The organism is Megasphaera stantonii (genome assembly GCF_025567065.1).
Taxonomy (GTDB): Bacteria; Bacillota; Negativicutes; order Veillonellales; family Megasphaeraceae; genus Megasphaera; species Megasphaera stantonii.
The window spans coordinates 135048-150995 of the sequence record NZ_JAOQKD010000001.1 but is presented as its reverse complement, the minus strand read 5'-3'; the positions used below and the strand labels follow the sequence as shown (position 1 = coordinate 150995).

The 15948-nt window shown below is 54.7% G+C and carries 11 protein-coding genes; 2 read left to right on the top strand and 9 right to left on the bottom strand.

Annotation, left to right across the window (positions count from 1 at the left end):
* Positions 1-8: 8 nt before the first annotated feature.
* The 4 genes from dtd to nifJ form a co-directional block, all read right to left on the bottom strand.
* Positions 9-458 (bottom strand): D-aminoacyl-tRNA deacylase, encoded by a 450-nt coding sequence (gene dtd / locus OCV58_RS00660; protein WP_107195692.1) that lies wholly within the window; start codon positions 456-458, stop codon positions 9-11.
* Positions 455-2674, bottom strand: a complete 2220-nt coding sequence (locus OCV58_RS00655; protein ID WP_107195693.1) for a RelA/SpoT family protein — start codon at positions 2672-2674, stop codon at positions 455-457. The genes dtd and OCV58_RS00655 overlap by 4 nt, the downstream gene beginning before the upstream one ends.
* 12 nt (positions 2675-2686) lie before the next feature.
* Entirely contained in the window at positions 2687-4666 is a 1980-nt protein-coding gene (gene recJ / locus OCV58_RS00650) for a single-stranded-DNA-specific exonuclease RecJ (protein ID WP_154876594.1), read from the bottom strand.
* A gap of 184 nt (positions 4667-4850) precedes the next feature.
* A complete protein-coding gene (gene nifJ / locus OCV58_RS00645; protein WP_154876593.1) occupies positions 4851-8366 on the bottom strand; it encodes a pyruvate:ferredoxin (flavodoxin) oxidoreductase in 3516 nt (1171 codons plus the stop codon).
* 457 nt (positions 8367-8823) lie between these two features.
* Here nifJ and OCV58_RS00640 point away from each other — a divergent pair, with 457 nt between their 5' ends.
* Both OCV58_RS00640 and OCV58_RS00635 read left to right on the top strand, forming a co-directional pair.
* Positions 8824-9735 carry a LysR family transcriptional regulator gene (locus OCV58_RS00640; protein WP_014016983.1) on the top strand — a complete coding sequence of 304 codons (912 nt, stop codon included), beginning with the start codon at positions 8824-8826 and terminating at the stop codon, positions 9733-9735.
* Between the two features lie 36 nt (positions 9736-9771).
* Positions 9772-10188, top strand: coding sequence for a hypothetical protein (locus OCV58_RS00635; RefSeq protein ID WP_107195695.1), 417 nt, complete (start codon positions 9772-9774; stop codon positions 10186-10188).
* A gap of 56 nt (positions 10189-10244) precedes the next feature.
* Here the strand turns inward: OCV58_RS00635 and OCV58_RS00630 are convergent, their stop codons facing one another.
* From OCV58_RS00630 to OCV58_RS00610, 5 genes are all read right to left on the bottom strand, one after another.
* The gene (locus OCV58_RS00630; RefSeq protein WP_154876592.1) at positions 10245-12665 is read right to left on the bottom strand and encodes an ATP-dependent Clp protease ATP-binding subunit; all 2421 of its coding nucleotides are present in this window, start codon (positions 12663-12665) and stop codon (positions 10245-10247) included.
* A 15-nt stretch (positions 12666-12680) separates the two neighbouring features.
* Positions 12681-13766, bottom strand: coding sequence for an ATP--guanido phosphotransferase (locus OCV58_RS00625; RefSeq protein WP_154876591.1), 1086 nt, complete (start codon positions 13764-13766; stop codon positions 12681-12683).
* A 3-nt stretch (positions 13767-13769) separates the two neighbouring features.
* Positions 13770-14288, bottom strand: coding sequence for a UvrB/UvrC motif-containing protein (locus tag OCV58_RS00620; RefSeq protein WP_154876590.1), 519 nt, complete (start codon positions 14286-14288; stop codon positions 13770-13772).
* A 27-nt stretch (positions 14289-14315) separates the two neighbouring features.
* Positions 14316-14771: a CtsR family transcriptional regulator gene (locus OCV58_RS00615; protein ID WP_087478100.1), complete on the bottom strand. Its 456-nt coding sequence runs from the start codon at positions 14769-14771 to the stop codon at positions 14316-14318.
* A 174-nt stretch (positions 14772-14945) separates the two neighbouring features.
* Complete coding sequence (locus OCV58_RS00610) at positions 14946-15947, bottom strand: VirK/YbjX family protein (protein ID WP_154876589.1); 1002 nt, start codon at positions 15945-15947, stop codon at positions 14946-14948.
* Between the last annotated feature and the right edge of the window lies 1 nt (position 15948).

Genomic DNA, 15948 nt, shown 5'->3' with positions numbered 1-15948 from the left:
GTGTCCTCCTAAAATAATTTTTTGCTGTCTACGAGGATCGTAACCGGGCCGTGATTTTCCAGCGAAACGACCATTTCCGTCCGGAACCGGCCCGTAGCCGTGCGGATGCCCATGGCGCTCACGGCGGAGACGAACTTCTCATACAGCGCTTCGGCCAATTCCGGCGGCGCCGCTTCGGTAAAGCTGGGCCGGCGGCCATGGCGGGCGTCGCCGCACAGGGTGAATTGCGACACGACGAGCATGTCGCCGCCGATATCGACGAGGGATCGGTTCATCTTTCCCTTGTCGTCTTCAAAAATACGCAGGTTGGCGATCTTTTCCGCCATGTACAGCGCGTCCTTTTCGTTGTCATCCTGGGCCACGCCCAGCAGGACCGTCAGGCCCAGGCCTGCGCGGCCCGTTTCCACGCCTTCCGACGTCACGGACGACGTCAGCGTTCTCTGCACTACTGCTCTCATTGCTGTCCTCCTGTATAGCGCTGTACGAGGTATACGTCCTTCAAGCGCCGGATTTTCGTCGTGACGAATTCAAACTGAGCCAAATCCTTGATGCTGATGCTCATATGAATCGTAACGCTCTTCGTGTCGTTGACCTTCGCGTTGACAGACAGGACGGAAATCTTCATTTCCGCCAGGGCCGCCATGATTTCCGCCATGATGCCCGTGCGGTCGTAGGCGACGATTTCCATGCTGACTTCAAAGTTTTCGTTGCTGCCGTATTCCCATTCCACGTCGATGAGGCGGTCGATGTCGTTCTGGTTGTTGCTGATATTGGGACAGTCGGCACGATGGACCGAAACGCCGCGGCCCCGCGTGATAAAGCCGATGATCGGATCGCCCGGCACGGGGCTGCAGCACTTGGCCAGCCGTACGAGAAGGCCCGGCTCGCCCTTGACCAGCACACCTGTGCCGTTGGATTTGACGGGCTTTTTCGGCTTGAGCTTTTCTATCATGGCCAGGCTGCTCTTTTCTTCCTGCTTCTGCAGTTCCTTCTTGTGCAGCTCCAGCAGCTTGATGAGGACCGTATTGACGGCGAATCCGCCGTAGCCTACGGCGGCGACGAGGTCGTCTTCCGAACCGGCGTTCATCTGCTTGGCAACCCGGGCCAGGCGGCCCGCCGTATTGATGGCCTTCCAGTCGTGGCCTAAGCGCTTGCATTCCCGTTCCAGCGCTTCAGCGCCTTTCAGGATATTGTCTTCTCTATTTTCCTTCTTGAACCAGTTGCGGATTTTCGAGCGGCTTTCGGAGCTGCCGACAATTTTCAGCCAGTCCAGGCTGGGCTTCCCGACCTTAGACGTGATGATTTCTACGATATCGCCGTTTTTCAGCGCGTAATCCAGCGGCACGATCTTGCCGTTTACCTTAGCGCCGACGCAGCGATGGCCTACGTCCGTATGGATGCGGTAGGCAAAGTCGATGGGAATAGCCCCCTGGGGCAGGTCGATGACGTCGCCCCGCGGCGTGAAGACGAATACTTCGTCGGAAAAGGCGTCGAGCTTGAGGGCGTTGACGAATTCCTGGGGATTGCTCGTATCCTGCCATTCGAGGAGGTTGCGGAGCCAGCCCATCTTTTCGTCGAATTCGTTCTTGCCGGCGTTGGCGTTGCCTTCCTTATACCGCCAGTGAGCCGCGACGCCGTACTCGGCGATGTGATGCATTTCCCAGGTCCGAATCTGGATTTCTACGGGCTGCCCTCTCGTGCCGATGACCGTCGTATGCAGGGACTGGTAGTTGTTCGGCTTCGGCATGGCAATGTAGTCCTTGAAGCGGTACGGCAGGGGCTTCCACAAGCTGTGGACGATCCCCAAAACGCCGTAGCAGTCCTGAACGGAATCGACGATGACCCGGATAGCGAACAAGTCGTATACCTGGCTGAGATCGCGGTTATCTTTTTTCATTTTTTTATAAATGCTGTAAAAATGCTTCGGCCGGCCGTTAATCTCGCACTGGATATGGGCGTCCTCCAGAGCTTTGCGCAGTACGTCGATCGCTTCGTTGATGATTTCTTCGCGGACGTGCCGCTTTTGCTTCATCTGGTCTACCAGGTCGTAGTATTTATCGGGCTCCAAATAGCGGAAGGACAAGTCTTCCAATTCCCACTTGATATTGAAAATACCGAGGCGATGGGCCAAAGGCGCGAAGATTTCCAGCGTTTCCTGGGCGATGCGCTTCTGCTTGTCGCTGCGCATGTACCGCAGGGTCCGCATGTTGTGCAGGCGGTCGGCCAGCTTGATGACGACGACCCGCACGTCCTTGGCCATGGCCAGGAACATCTTGCGCATGCTGTTGAGCTGCTGGTCTTCCTTGGTCCGGTAATTGAGACGGCTCAATTTCGTAACGCCGTCGACGAGGAAGGCTACTTCCTTGCCGAAGAGATTTTTCAAATCGTCCAGCGTATAGTCCGTATCTTCGACGACATCGTGCAGAAGAGACGCCGTAATAGTCCGCGTGTCGATTTTCATATCCGCCAAAATCTGGGCCACAGCCAGCGGATGGAGGATATAGGGCTCGCCGCTGGCCCGGTGCTGTTCCTTATGGGCTTCGGAAGCTAAGGCATAGGCCTTCTTTACGTCGTCGCAGCCGGCGTCGGGAAGATAGCTGTGAATCGTATCGATTAAATGTTGAAACGCTTTATCCGGCTCGGTAAAGGCCGTTGCTGCATCTTTATGTTCCATACAAATTCCCCCTTAGGTCTTACTGTATTTCTGATATGTCGGCGACATATGCAGGCACATTTTCCCGGAGAGGACGGGAAAGTAATAAGACGGGCCGTCTACGTCGCTTCGTATTTTTAAAACGCCTATTTCCTTCAGCACGAGGATCGCCGCATAAATGGCATGAGCTTCATACCGGTCGCCTTCAGCCGCCAAGGCGCGCTGCTGCACCTGCCATACGGGCATCCCCCATTCAGGAATGCATTTTTTCAAGGCCAAATATATATCTATCATGACTGTCCGGTCTAAATGGACAGGAATATCGGGACCGCGCAGATCCTGCACGACGAGCTGCGGCGATGCCACGCCGTTGAACTCGTTGCGCTCCAGCTGAAAAGCCACGTCGATGCAGTCGCCTTCCATGATTTCGTCGCAGGCCTCCGCCATAGACCACCCTACGCCGGATATTCGCGTATGCTTGCCGCTGCGCAGGACCAGGCGCAGGTGTTTTTTATCCCTGCCGATAGGCCGGGCTTCGTCGACCGTGCAGCCTTGCAGGGAAAAAACGGGACGGCTGTTGCCCATGCCGTAGGGCTCCAGCTGGCTCAGCTCGCCGACCAGAGACAGGGTGATATCGTCGGGCCGGAGCTCGCCGTCCACGGCCAGCTGCGGAATATAGTCTTCTTCCTTCATGTGGGCCGCCGCATAGTCTATCAAGCGCTGGCGGAAGTCCTCGATGCGGTCGGCCTGTATGGAAAATCCAGCCGCCATGGGATGGCCGCCGTATTGAATCAGCAAGTCGTCGGCATACTGCAGGGCTTCGTACATATTAAAGCCGGCAATACTCCGGCACGAGCCCTTGCCGACGCCGTCGTGAACGCTGATGACCAGCGACGGCCGGTAATACTCTTCTACCAGCCGCGACGCCGCAATGCCGATAACGCCGGCATGCCAGTCCTGCCCGTAGGCGACGAGCACGCCGTCATCCCTTCTCTTCTCCGCTTCAATCTGCCGCACCGCTTGCCTGGCGATGTCGTGCTCTATATCTTGCCGTTCCTTGTTCAGCTCGTTCAGCTCTTCAGCAATGCGGCCAGCCTTCTCCTCGTCGGTTTCCAGCAAAAGGCGCACGCCCTTTTCGGCGTGGCTGATGCGGCCGGCAGCGTTGAGGCGCGGCGCCGCCGTAAAGGCGATGCGGCCGGCGCTGATTGAATCCGGTGTCAGGCCCGATACGGCCAGAAGAGCCTGCAGGCCCGTATTATATCCCTCTTTCATCCGCTGCAGCCCATCGCGGACGATGATGCGGTTTTCTCCAGTTAAAGGAACTAAATCGGCTATGGTCCCTAAGGCGGCGATTTCCGTATACCCAGACAGGGCCTCGCCGCACAAACGGAGCCACAAGGCTTGACACAATTTGTAAGCCACGCCGGCGCCGGCCAGCTCCTTAAACGGATAAACGCAGCCTTCCTGCTTGGGATTCAGCACGGCGTAGGCCGGCGGTATATCTGCCGGCGGCTCGTGGTGATCCGTCACGATGATATCCATGTCGCCGCGGAAGGAATCGACAATATCGTAGGAGGAAATACCGCAGTCTACCGTAATCAGCACATTCGTATGCTCGTCCTTCAAATGTTGCACGGCGTCTCTATTGAGGCCGTACCCTTCGCTCTGCCGTTCCGGTATATAAAAAGAGGGCTCGGCGCCCAAATCCGACAAGACCCAATACAGGAGCGACGTAGCCGTAATGCCGTCTACGTCATAATCTCCGTAAATGATAATCTTCTCTTTCCCTTCTATAGCCCGGCAGATGCGCTGCACCGCCTTTTCCATCCCTTTCATCAAAAAAGGATCGCAGCTCTGTTCCAGCGAATCATAGAGAAAATGGCGCCCACATTCTGCCGAGGTGATACCTCTATGTACCAGAAGCTGCGCCAGTATAGGTGATATATGGAGTTGTTCAGACAATGAGCGCGCGCAGCCTTCGTCTGCCGGAATGACGCGCCATCTTTTTTTCATGACATCACAACGCATTCTCATAAATAATCACTATCAATAATCATATCCTTATTCTACCACGTTATATTCTCAAAATAAAGACATTGATGAAAAAAACTGTTATTTTCATGAAAAAAAACTGCCGCACCATATGGTGCAGCAGTTTTCTTTATACGTACGCTATGCAGCGTTCAGACATTGCAGATTAAGCTTCAAAACCCTTCTGGAAACGTACATAGGTTTCGCGGCGGTTCTTAGCGTCGGCTTCTGTCTTCGCATACAATTCAGCAGCTTTTTCGGGGAGTGCCTTCTGGAGAGAAGCATAACGAACTTCGCCCTGGAGGAATTCCTGGAATTTGCTGTAATCCGGTTCTTTGGAGTCGAGGCTGAACGGATTCTTGCCTTCTTCTTTGAGAGCCGGGTTGTAGCGGAACAGATCCCAGTAACCGCATTCGACAGCGAGTTTTTCTTCTGTCTGGCTCTTGCTCATGCCCTTGCGGATGCCGTGGTTGATGCAAGGAGCGTAGCAGATGACGAGGGACGGGCCATGGTAAGCTTCAGCTTCTTTCAGAGCTTTGATGAGCTGGTTCTTGTCGGCGCCCATAGCTACCTGAGCTACGTATACATAGCCGTAGGAAATAGCCATCATGCCGAGGTCCTTCTTCTTCGTGCGTTTGCCGGCAGCAGCGAACTGTGCGATAGCAGCTGTCGGAGTAGCCTTGGAGGACTGGCCGCCCGTGTTGGAGTAAACTTCCGTATCGAGTACGAGGACGTTTACGTCGTTGTCGGAAGCGAGGACGTGGTCAACGCCGCCGTAACCGATATCATAGGACCAGCCGTCGCCGCCGATGATCCACTGAGAACGTTTTACGAAGAACTGTTTCTTGTCGAGGAAGTCTTCGAGAACCGGTTTGCCTGCAGCTTCAGCTTCGAGGAGAGCCGTCAGCTTGTCAGCACGTTCACGGGAGCCTTCGCCTTCGTGTACGTTAGCAGCCCAGTCGCTCAAAGCAGCCTGGAGTTCTTCCGAAGCGACAGCTTTCGCTTCGTCAAGTTTAGCAACTAAGTCCATGCGGACTTTGTCAACGCCCATGAACATGCCGAGGCCAAATTCAGCAGCGTCTTCGAACAAGCTGTTAGCCCATGCAGGACCATGGCCGGCAGCGTTCGTCGTGTACGGAGCAACCGGAGCAGATGCACCCCAAATGGAGGAGCAGCCTGTAGCGTTGGCGATCATCATGCGGTCGCCGAAGAGCTGCGTAACGAGTTTGACATACGGTGTTTCACCGCAGCCTGCGCATGCGCCGGAGAATTCGAGGAGCGGCGTTTCGAACTGGGAGCCGATAACGCTGTATTTATTCTGCGGGTTAGCTTTCGGAGCAACCTTTTCCGTGCCATAGTACCAGAAGTCCATCTTAGCACGTTCTTCGTCCGTGTTCGGAACCATGGTGAGAGCCTTAACCGGGCAGACGTTTACGCAGCTGCCGCATTCGAGGCAGTCGAGCTGGTCGACGATGATAGCAACGTCGTATTCTTTGCCGGATTTAGCTTTAGCAGCTACTTTGTAGCCAGCCGGAGCAGCAGCCGTTTCTTCTTTCGTCGTCAATACCGGACGGATCGTAGCGTGCGGGCAGACGAAGGAGCACTGCATGCAGCCGATACATTTTTCAGCATCCCAGGACGGAACATGGAGAGCCGGGCCTGCTTTTTCAAACTTGGACGTGCCGGAAGGCATCGTGCCGTCTTCACGGCCGATGAATGCCGATACAGCGAGGTCGTCGCCAACCTGGCCGAGCATCGGAGCTGCAACGTTCGTGAAGTATTCCGGAGCCAGACGGCCTTCTACTACTTCGTCGACAGCGTCAGCCCAAGAAGCCGGATAGTTGACTTCATGGAATTCGCTTACGCCGGCGTCAACAGCAGCCCAGTTCATGTCAACGACATTCTGGCCTTTCTTGCCGTAGCTCTTAACGATGGAGTCTTTCAGGTATTTAACAGCGTCTTCCAGAGGAATAACTTTTGCCAATGCGAAGAACGCAGCCTGCATTACCATGTTGATGCGGGTGCCGAGGCCGAGTTTCTGGCCGATAGCGTCGCCGTTCAACGTATAGAATTTAACGTGGTTCTTAGCGATGTCGCGTTTGATCTTAGCCGGCAGTTCTTTGTCCAGTTCTTCGTCGGTCCACGTGCAGTTCAGCATGAACGTGCCGCCGTCTTTAATGCCGCGGAGCAGGTCGAAGCGTTTTACATAGGACTGACGATGGCAAGCGATGTAGTCAGCTGCGTCGATGAGGTACGGCATGTCGATAGGTTTCGTGCCGAAACGCAGGTGAGAAATCGTTACGCCGCCGGATTTCTTGGAGTCATAAGCGAAGTATGCCTGAGCATACATATCCGTGTGGTCGCCGATGATCTTGATAGCCGACTTGTTAGCGCCGACCGTGCCGTCAGAGCCGAAGCCCCAGAATTTGCAAGCCGTAAGGCCCGTCGTGTCAAGCGGCATCTTCGGTGCGCGCGGAAGGGACAGGTTCGTAACGTCGTCTTCGATGCTGAGGGTGAAGCCGTTGAGCGGATGTTCTTTCTTGAGTTCCGTGAATACGGACAAGATGTCTTCCGGCAGAACGTCTTTGGAGCCCAAGCCGGCGCGGCCGCCGATAACGTCGATATTGAGGCCTTCTTCTTTTACGAAGCCGACGATATCGAGGTACAGGGGTTCGCCGAGGGAGCCCGGTTCCTTCGTACGGTCGATAACGGCAATCTTCTTAACCGTCTTCGGCAATACGTTGAGGAGGTATTTATTGGAGAACGGACGATAGAGGTGAACGTTGATAGCGCCGACTTTTTCGCCCTGGCTCTGCAAGTATTCGACAGCCTGTTTAGCTACGTCGGACAGGGAGCCCATGGAAACTACGACATATTCAGCGTCTTCAGCGCCGTAGTAGTTGAACGGTTTGTAGGTGCGGCCCGTGATCTTGGAGATTTCATCCATGTAGCCAGCTACGATATCAGGCATAGCTTCGTAGTATTTGTTGCTGGCTTCTGTGTGCTGGAAGTAAACGTCCGGGTTTTCTGCAGTGCCTCGGATTTCCGGATGATCCGGGTTCAAAGCGCGTTTGCGGAAAGCTTTTACAGCGTCCCAGTCGATGAGGTTACGGAAGTTTTCGAAGTCCATAACTTCAACCTTTTGGATTTCGTGAGACGTACGGAAACCGTCGAAGAAGTTGATGAACGGCAAGGAACCTTTCAAAGCGGATAAGTGAGCTACGCCGCCGAGGTCCATAACTTCCTGTACGTTGGATTCAGCCAAGAGACAGCAGCCGGAAGCACGAGCGGACATAACGTCCTGGTGGTCGCCGAAAATGCTCAGGGCATGGTTAGCCAACGCACGAGCGGAAACGTGGAATACGCCCGGGAGAAGTTCGCCGGCAACTTTGTACATATTCGGGATCATCAGCAAGAAGCCCTGGGATGCCGTATATGTAGTCGTCAAAGCGCCTGCCTGCAAAGAACCGTGGAATGCGCCAGCTGCACCAGCTTCAGACTGCATTTCGAAAACTTTGACCGGATGACCAAAGAGGTTCTTCATGCCTGCTGCAGCCCAATCATCGACATGTTCGGCCATAGGCGAAGACGGCGTGATCGGATAAATTGCGGCAACTTCAGTAAATGCATAGGACACCCATGCAGCTGCTTCGTTGCCATCCATGGTTTTGAATTTGCTCATAGATAAAACACGCTCCTTATAAAAATATATACCTCAATATAGGTTTTCCTATATTGCAGACAAAGTTAAAAGACATTCCGAATTTACTCGCGCGTCCCTTGCGTTGCATGCATCACAGCTTCCAGTCTGTGATTCTATTCACAAGGCAGGCACACGCGTCCCGCTTCAAAAATAAAAACAGGAAGGTACGGATAATATTCAAAAAAGGTATTGATATTATTGCAAATTTGTAATACTATAATGATAGTATTACAGTTTTGCACACTCACGCCTTTTTTATGTATTTTCTGACCATCACATCCGAACGACTTTGTAACTTTTCCTTACGAGTTAATTATATGCCTAAGCAAATTGAAATTCAATAGGATTATGCCGGATTGCGATGCGATTTTGAACATTGGTTTGTGCCATTTTGTAAACGTATACTGTTTAGGTATTATTATAGGGAGGTGGCATTATGGATTTTCATCATCTCAAATATTTTGTAGAAGTCGCCGATAAAAAATCCTTCAGCAAAGCGGCCCGTACGCTGCATATTTCCCAATCTGCAATCAGCCGTACGATCAAGGCCCTGGAAGAAGAATTAGGCGTCGTCTTGTTTATGCGCAACGCCAAGGCCGTGGAATTAACCGACGCCGGCACGATATTCCTCTCCCACGCCAAGCGCGTCGTCTTCATGTTCGAGCATTTGAAGACCGACTTTGAAAACGAATTCAAGCTGGAGCAAGGGACGGTCCTCATCGGCCTGCCGCCTATTACGGGCGCGCCGATTTTCGCCAATCTCTTAGGGGCCTTTAAGCAGGAATACCCGCAGATTGAGCTCGACCTGTACGAGCACGGCTCGAAAAAGGTCGAAATCAGCGTGCAGGAAGGCCTCATCGACCTGGGCATCGTCTGTACCCAGCCGAAGGAAAAGGATTTCGAATCGTTCTTCCTGACCCAGGACCCGATGAACGTCATCATCCACCGGGACAACATCCTGAGCAAGGAAAAGACCATTCCCCTGAAAAAGCTGGCCAACGAATCGCTGGTATTATATCGCGACGACTTCAACCTGCACGACGAAATCATCCAGCACTGCAAGAAAATCGGCTTCCAGCCGAAAATCGTATTTGAAACGAGCCAGCGCGACCTCATGATTCAGACCGTCGTGGCCAACCTGGGCGTAGCGCTCCTGCCGAGCCGCCTCTGCCCGACGAAGGAAACGAATCCGCGCGTATCCGAATCAGTCGTCGTCCGTCCGTTAGTAGAGCCGGAAATCATGCACGTATTGTACGTCATCTGGAAACGGGGACATTACCTCTCCCACGCAGCCCAGTTGTGGCTCGACTTCGTCCGCAACAAAGCCCGCGTCATTTCCAATTTATAACTCAGGCGCATTGCAGCGCGAAAGGTCGTGTTCTCCTTGTCCGTACGGGAAAAATTCATCCGCCGTGTCGTCTCCCTGTCTTCCCGCCGCTTAGGCGGCGATACTGATGCAGCCACGGAATTCGACTTACAGAAACGGTCGCTTCACCGGCGTTGGGACGATTTGTTAGGAACGGAAAAGTTTCTCGCCGGCGCGGCGGCAGTCCTTCTGCTGTTGGTTATCGTACAATTCGTCTGGATTGCCGTCCTGCAGTACAACCTTTATACGCTGACGGAACAGGCCCGTATCCAGCAGACGCGAATCGCCCAGCTGGAACAATCTGTAAAAAAACACAATAACTTGCTGTATTCTACAGAAATCACCATGCAGGATATTGAAAAAAAATGGCACGACCTGCATTTCCGCGTATTGCAGAATACGTGGAAATTAGATTCAAAAGCGGAAACTCCGTAAGACGCAAAGCCCCTTGCCGACATAGAACCGGCAAGGGGCTTCTTATATATAATGTATTATGTTGTCGTAAAGACGAGCTCCTTTTTATCGAGGCTGTCCACTTGAAGGACGTTGCCCTCCTTTAAGCTGCCGCCCAGCAGCATCTCGGCAATGGGATCTTCTACCAGCTTCTGGATAGCCCGCTTCAGCGGCCTTGCGCCGTAGGCAAAGTCGGTCCCTTCCTGTACCAGCACGTCGTCGGCTTCGGTCGTCCAGGTCATCTGCACGCCCTTTTCCTGAAGCCGTCTGCCCAGGTCTTCCAGCATGAGGGCCACGATGCGCCGCAGGTCCTCTGTTTCCAGTGGCTTGAAGACGAGCATTTCGTCGATGCGGTTGAGGAATTCCGGACGGAAAAACTTCTTCACGTCGTCGAGGATTTCCTTCTTAGCTATAGCAAAAGACGCCGCCTTGTCCTTGTCGGTTCCCGTCCCGGCTGCAAAGCCCATGACCGGCGCGCTCGGCTTCAAATGGGACGCGCCGAGATTGCTGGTCATAATGATGACCGTATTGCGGAAATCGACTGTGCGGCCCTTGGAATCGGTCAGCCGCCCTTCGTCGAGCACCTGCAGGAGCAGGTTGAAGAAATCGCCGCTGGCTTTTTCGACTTCGTCGAATAAGACGACGCTGTACGGCTTTTCCCGCACGGCGTCGGTCAGCTCGCCGCCTTCTTCATACCCGACGTATCCCGGCGGCGCGCCGACGAGGCGGGATACGCTGTACCGTTCCATGAATTCGCTCATGTCGATGCGTATCATCGCGTCCTGGCTGCCGAAAAGCTGACGGGCCAGCGTGCGGGCCAGCTCCGTCTTCCCGACGCCGCTCGGCCCCAGGAATAAGAACGAGCCGATGGGACGATTGACGTCTTTCAGGCCGGCGCGGGCCCGCCGGATGGCCTTGGCCACCGCCGTCACCGCTTCGTCCTGGCTGATAACCCGCTTATGCAGCTCTTCTTCCAGATGGAGCAGACGACGGGCTTCTGTTTCCGTCAGCTGCTGTACGGGGACGCCGGTCCACTGCGAAACGACGTCGGCCACGTCTTCTTCCGTCACGATGAGCTTCGCATCGTCATAGCGCTTCTTTTCCTGCTTCAGCGCGGCGATTTCATCGGCGATTTTCTTGCCTTCGTCACGCAGCGACGCGCACCGTTCAAACTCTTCACTAGCCAGGGCCGCGTCCTTTTCCTGACGAATCGCCGCCAGCCGCTGTTCCAGGGCCTGCACGTCCTGCGACGGCGCGTAGACCTTCATGCGCACGCGGGCCGCCGCTTCGTCGACGACGTCGATGGCCTTGTCAGGCAGATAGCGGTCCGAAATGTACCGGGCCGACAATTTGACGGCAGCCCGGACCGCTTCGTCGGTAATGCGCGCCTTGTGAAAGGCTTCGTACCGATCCCGCAGGCCGAATACGATCTGTTCGGCCTCGTCTTCCGACGGCTCGCCGACGAGGACGGTCTGAAAGCGGCGGGCCAGGGCCGCGTCCTTTTCCAGATTTTTCTTATATTCGTCGATCGTCGTCGCACCGATGCACTGCAGCTCGCCCCGCGACAAGGCCGGCTTGAGGATATTGGCCGCATCCATCGAGCCCTCTACGGCTCCCGCGCCGATGAGCTGGTGAAGCTCGTCGATGAATAGGATCATGTCGTCGTCCTGCTGGACGGCTTCGATGACCTGCTTGATACGGTCTTCAAATTCGCCGCGGTATTTCGTCCCGGCGACGAGGCTTCCCATGTCGAGGGAAAAGATACGCTTATGGGCCAGTACGTCGGGCACGTCGCCCGTTACGATGCGCTGGGCCAGCCCTTCGGCAATAGCCGTCTTGCCTACGCCGGGCTCACCGATGAGGACGGGGTTGTTTTTCGTACGGCGGCACAAAATCTGGACGACCCGTTCGATTTCCCGGCTCCGGCCGATGACCGGGTCGATCTTATCCTCCCGGGCCAGTTCGTTCAAATCGCGGCCAAATTCGGATAAATCGATGGCCTGCCCTTCGGCTTCGCCTCCGGCAGCGCCGTTATTCATGAGCTGGACGATTTTCTGCAGCAGCTCGTCTGGATTGACATCCATCTGCTCTAAAATCCGCCGGGCCATGCAGCCCTGTTCCTGCAGCACGCCGGCCAGCATGTGCTCCGTGCTGATATATTGCTGCCCCAGCTGGTTCGCCGTCCGCACGGCCAGCTCCATGGTCCGCTTCGTCCGCGGCGTGAGCCGCAGGGCCGACGTCGCTTTCTCGCCGATGCCGACGGCGCTTTCAATCGCCCGTGTAACGTGCTCCGACGTCAGCCCCTGCTGTGCCAAAAACTGTCCGGCCATGCTGTCCGTATGGAGCACCAGGCCCAGCAGTATATGTTCTGTCCCGACATAATCATGACGGAACGATTTTGCAGATTCCTGAGCATAGCGCAGTACCTTCTTCGCGTCGCTCGTAAATCGATTGTTCATGTGTCTCACTTCCTTTTATAGGGACTCCGGAAGAGACGCCGCTCCGTCGCCTGCCGATACCATGCGGCGGATGACGGCCGCCCGTTCTCGTTCCATCTCCGTGTCTCCGAGTTCCCGCCCGGCTTCAGCCTGCAAGTATGCCGGCGTAATAGCCGTCAGCAGTCCCTCGTACAGCTGGGCCGGCTTTGCAATAACGCCGGCGTCGATGCCGAAACGCAGATCGCTCAGCAGCGACAGCCCTTCCTGTTCGCTCATCAGCCAGGCCTGCGACAGCGTACCGTAGGCCCGGCAGAATTTATCTTTCATCGTGTCGCCGTCATGGGTCCACAAAATCTGACGGCAATTTCGTTCTTCCTGCACGACCTGGGCAACGAGCTTGCGCAGCTGTCCTAAAATACCTTCTTCCGATACGCCCAGGGTAATCTGGTTGCTGATTTGGAATATGTTGCCGATATATTCATCCCGTTCGCCGTACATGCCGCACACGGCGAAGCCGAATTTCGTAATCCCCTGGACGATGCGGTTCAGCCGCTTCATCAATACCAGCGCCGGTATGTGAACCGTGACGCCGGCAATGAGCCCTGTACCGGTAATCGACGGGCTGGCCGTCAAATAGCCGAAGTCGTCGCGATAGGCAAAATTCAGCTTCTGTTCCAGGCAGTCATCGATTTGAGACGCGTCGTCCCAGGCCTTTTGCAGGTCGAAACCAGCCGCCGCCGTCTGGATGCAGAAATGGTCCGTTTCATTGACCATGACGGCCGCCGCGCCGTCGTCCCGCACGATAACCGCCCGGGAAACAGGCTTTGTAATATGGGCGGCTGAAACGAAATGCTTGGCCGCCATCAGCTCCCGCTGCAGGGGCGTCAGCTCGTCCAAATCGATAAAAGCATACTGGCCCCGTCCCATAGCGCTCAGGAGCGGCGTCATGCGTCGCCCTTCGGCAAAGACGGCCGCCAATTCGGCGTCGGACGCCCGCTGGGGAAAGACGTAGTTCTTTAAATTCCTCGACAGGTGGATGCGGCTGTCGACGACGACGTCGCCATAATCGCCGAGCTGTTCCTGCCAGGGGCTGAGGGGCTTGCGGAGAAATTCATACGGCATAGGTCAGCCCTCCCTTCGACCGGCATCGGGCTGCATTCTCTGCAGCGCCCGTATTTCGTCGCGGACCTTCGCCGCTTCTTCGTACCGTTCTTCCTGCACCAGCTTCTGCAGATGCTGGCGGAGGCGCTTGATATGCGTCATCGTGCGGAAGACGCCTGTGCCGCGGTTGGGCACCTTGCCGTCGTGCTTCGTATGGCCGTGAATGCGGCGCAGTAGCGGCGGCAGCTCTTCCTTAAACGCTTCGTAGCAGTCGGGGCAGCCAAAGAGCCCCGATCGGTTAAACTCGCCGTACGTCATGCCGCAGCTGGCACAGCGCGGCTCTTCTTCCGACTGGCCCGTATAATCGGGATAGGCCATCTTGCGGAAAAAATCGTTATTAATGATATTTAAGTCCTGAAACAGAGCTAACTTGCTATGTGTCTTTGCACACGCCGCGCACAAATGCAGGTCCGTGCGCCGCCCATTTTCAAAGGACGCAATATGGACGACAGCCTCTCTCTTTTTGCAAATATCGCACAGCATCGGTATCACCCTCCTTCCGAAAATGGGCTAATGGGTATTCAGATGACGGAGGATCCGGCTGATGACGGCCAGCCGCTTCGCCTCGTCGTCGATTTCCTTGTACAATGCGTCAAAGGTCTGATGCATGAGAATAGCTTCTCGGTTTGTCATGCGGTGCTGCTTGATAAGCTGGAATAAAAACCCGTCCAAATCGTCCAGGGTAATGCTCACCGCCGGCAGCCGTTCTTCCAGCAGCACAGGCGTGCGGTCCTGTTGTTTCGGACGCAGGCGGACGATGCGGACAAAGCCGCCCGAACCGCGCCGCGATTCGACCAAAAATCCCTTGTCGTTGGAAAAGCGGGTGCTCAGGACGTAGCTGATCTGCGACGGCGCGCAGTTGAGCTCGTCGGCCAGTTCATTGCGGCGCAGCACGATGTTTTCTTCCTCTTCTTCCAGCAGTTTATGTAAAATAAATTGTTCAATTTTGTCGGCTAATATACTCATCATAATCACCTGCTCTATTGGTTATCGTACAAAAAGACGCCTATTGGTTCATCTTTTTGACTTTATTATATTCGTCTTTTTGACTTTTTGCAAGCAGCTACGGCCTGTTATGACAAAAAAATACTGCAAGCCCTCTGCCGCTGCGCAGACGACTTGCAGTATATATACATATTATTATTCTTTCGGCGCTTCGATAGGGTCATAATCAGCCGGCTTGTCGACGATAGCCGCCTCGTCCACGGCAGACGGGACAGGCGCGAATCCTTCGCGGAACAGGCCGCGGATCGCCTCGATATAGGCCGGTACGATCGTATCCATGAGCAGATACCGCTTCCGAAACAGATTGCGCTTCTGTGATTTGATTTCATCGTACTTGCGCCGCTTTTCTTCGATAGGCAGGCGAATATACCACTGCTCCTTCCCGTCGGCCACAGCCCCTTCGTCGTTCCAAAAGTCGTCGAAATTCGTCTTCTTCGAACGGTTGCCCCGCAGCAGGTGGCTGTTCGTATAAAATCCTTCATCGGTAATGGCGTACATATCATGGATACCCAAGGTCTGGACGAAGATACGCATGAGGTACAGGATAAAATTCTTCGGCCGGTAGCCGAAAAGCTTTTTCGTCAGCGCCTTTGTCGTTTCCAGGCCGTGCTTTGAGCCCTGAATCGTACCGATGTACATGGACGGCGCGCCGTCGGCATTGTAATCGAAACGGAAGTTGAAATGATAAATCATTTCGCCTTCATGATACAAGTATAACGACAAAAAGCCTTCCTTCCGCTGGCCCGTATCGAAAATCAGGCGGGCCTCCAGCGGCAGCGACGCGTCAGGCGATTTCCACAGCGTATAGCCCTTGCCCCAATACAGCTCGTGAATGACTTCGTCGGAAAACATGGTCCGCAAAATCGTAAAATGATGGAGCAGCGCATCCAGGCGCTGGCGCATCGTCGAATTTTTAAACAGGAACACGCGGGTCATGACTTCCTGGAAATCCGGGTCCTGCCTGTCGAAAAAGCCTTTCATCGGCTCATAGGCGTCAAAAAAAGAATACAATTCTTCAAATAAAGAGCGGTTCGTCACGGCGCGGGCAAAAAAAACGACGGCCCGCTTATTTTCCTGAAAATTGCGCGGACCGTAAATGGTACGGGACAATCGCCAGAAATAGGATATGCTATGCATG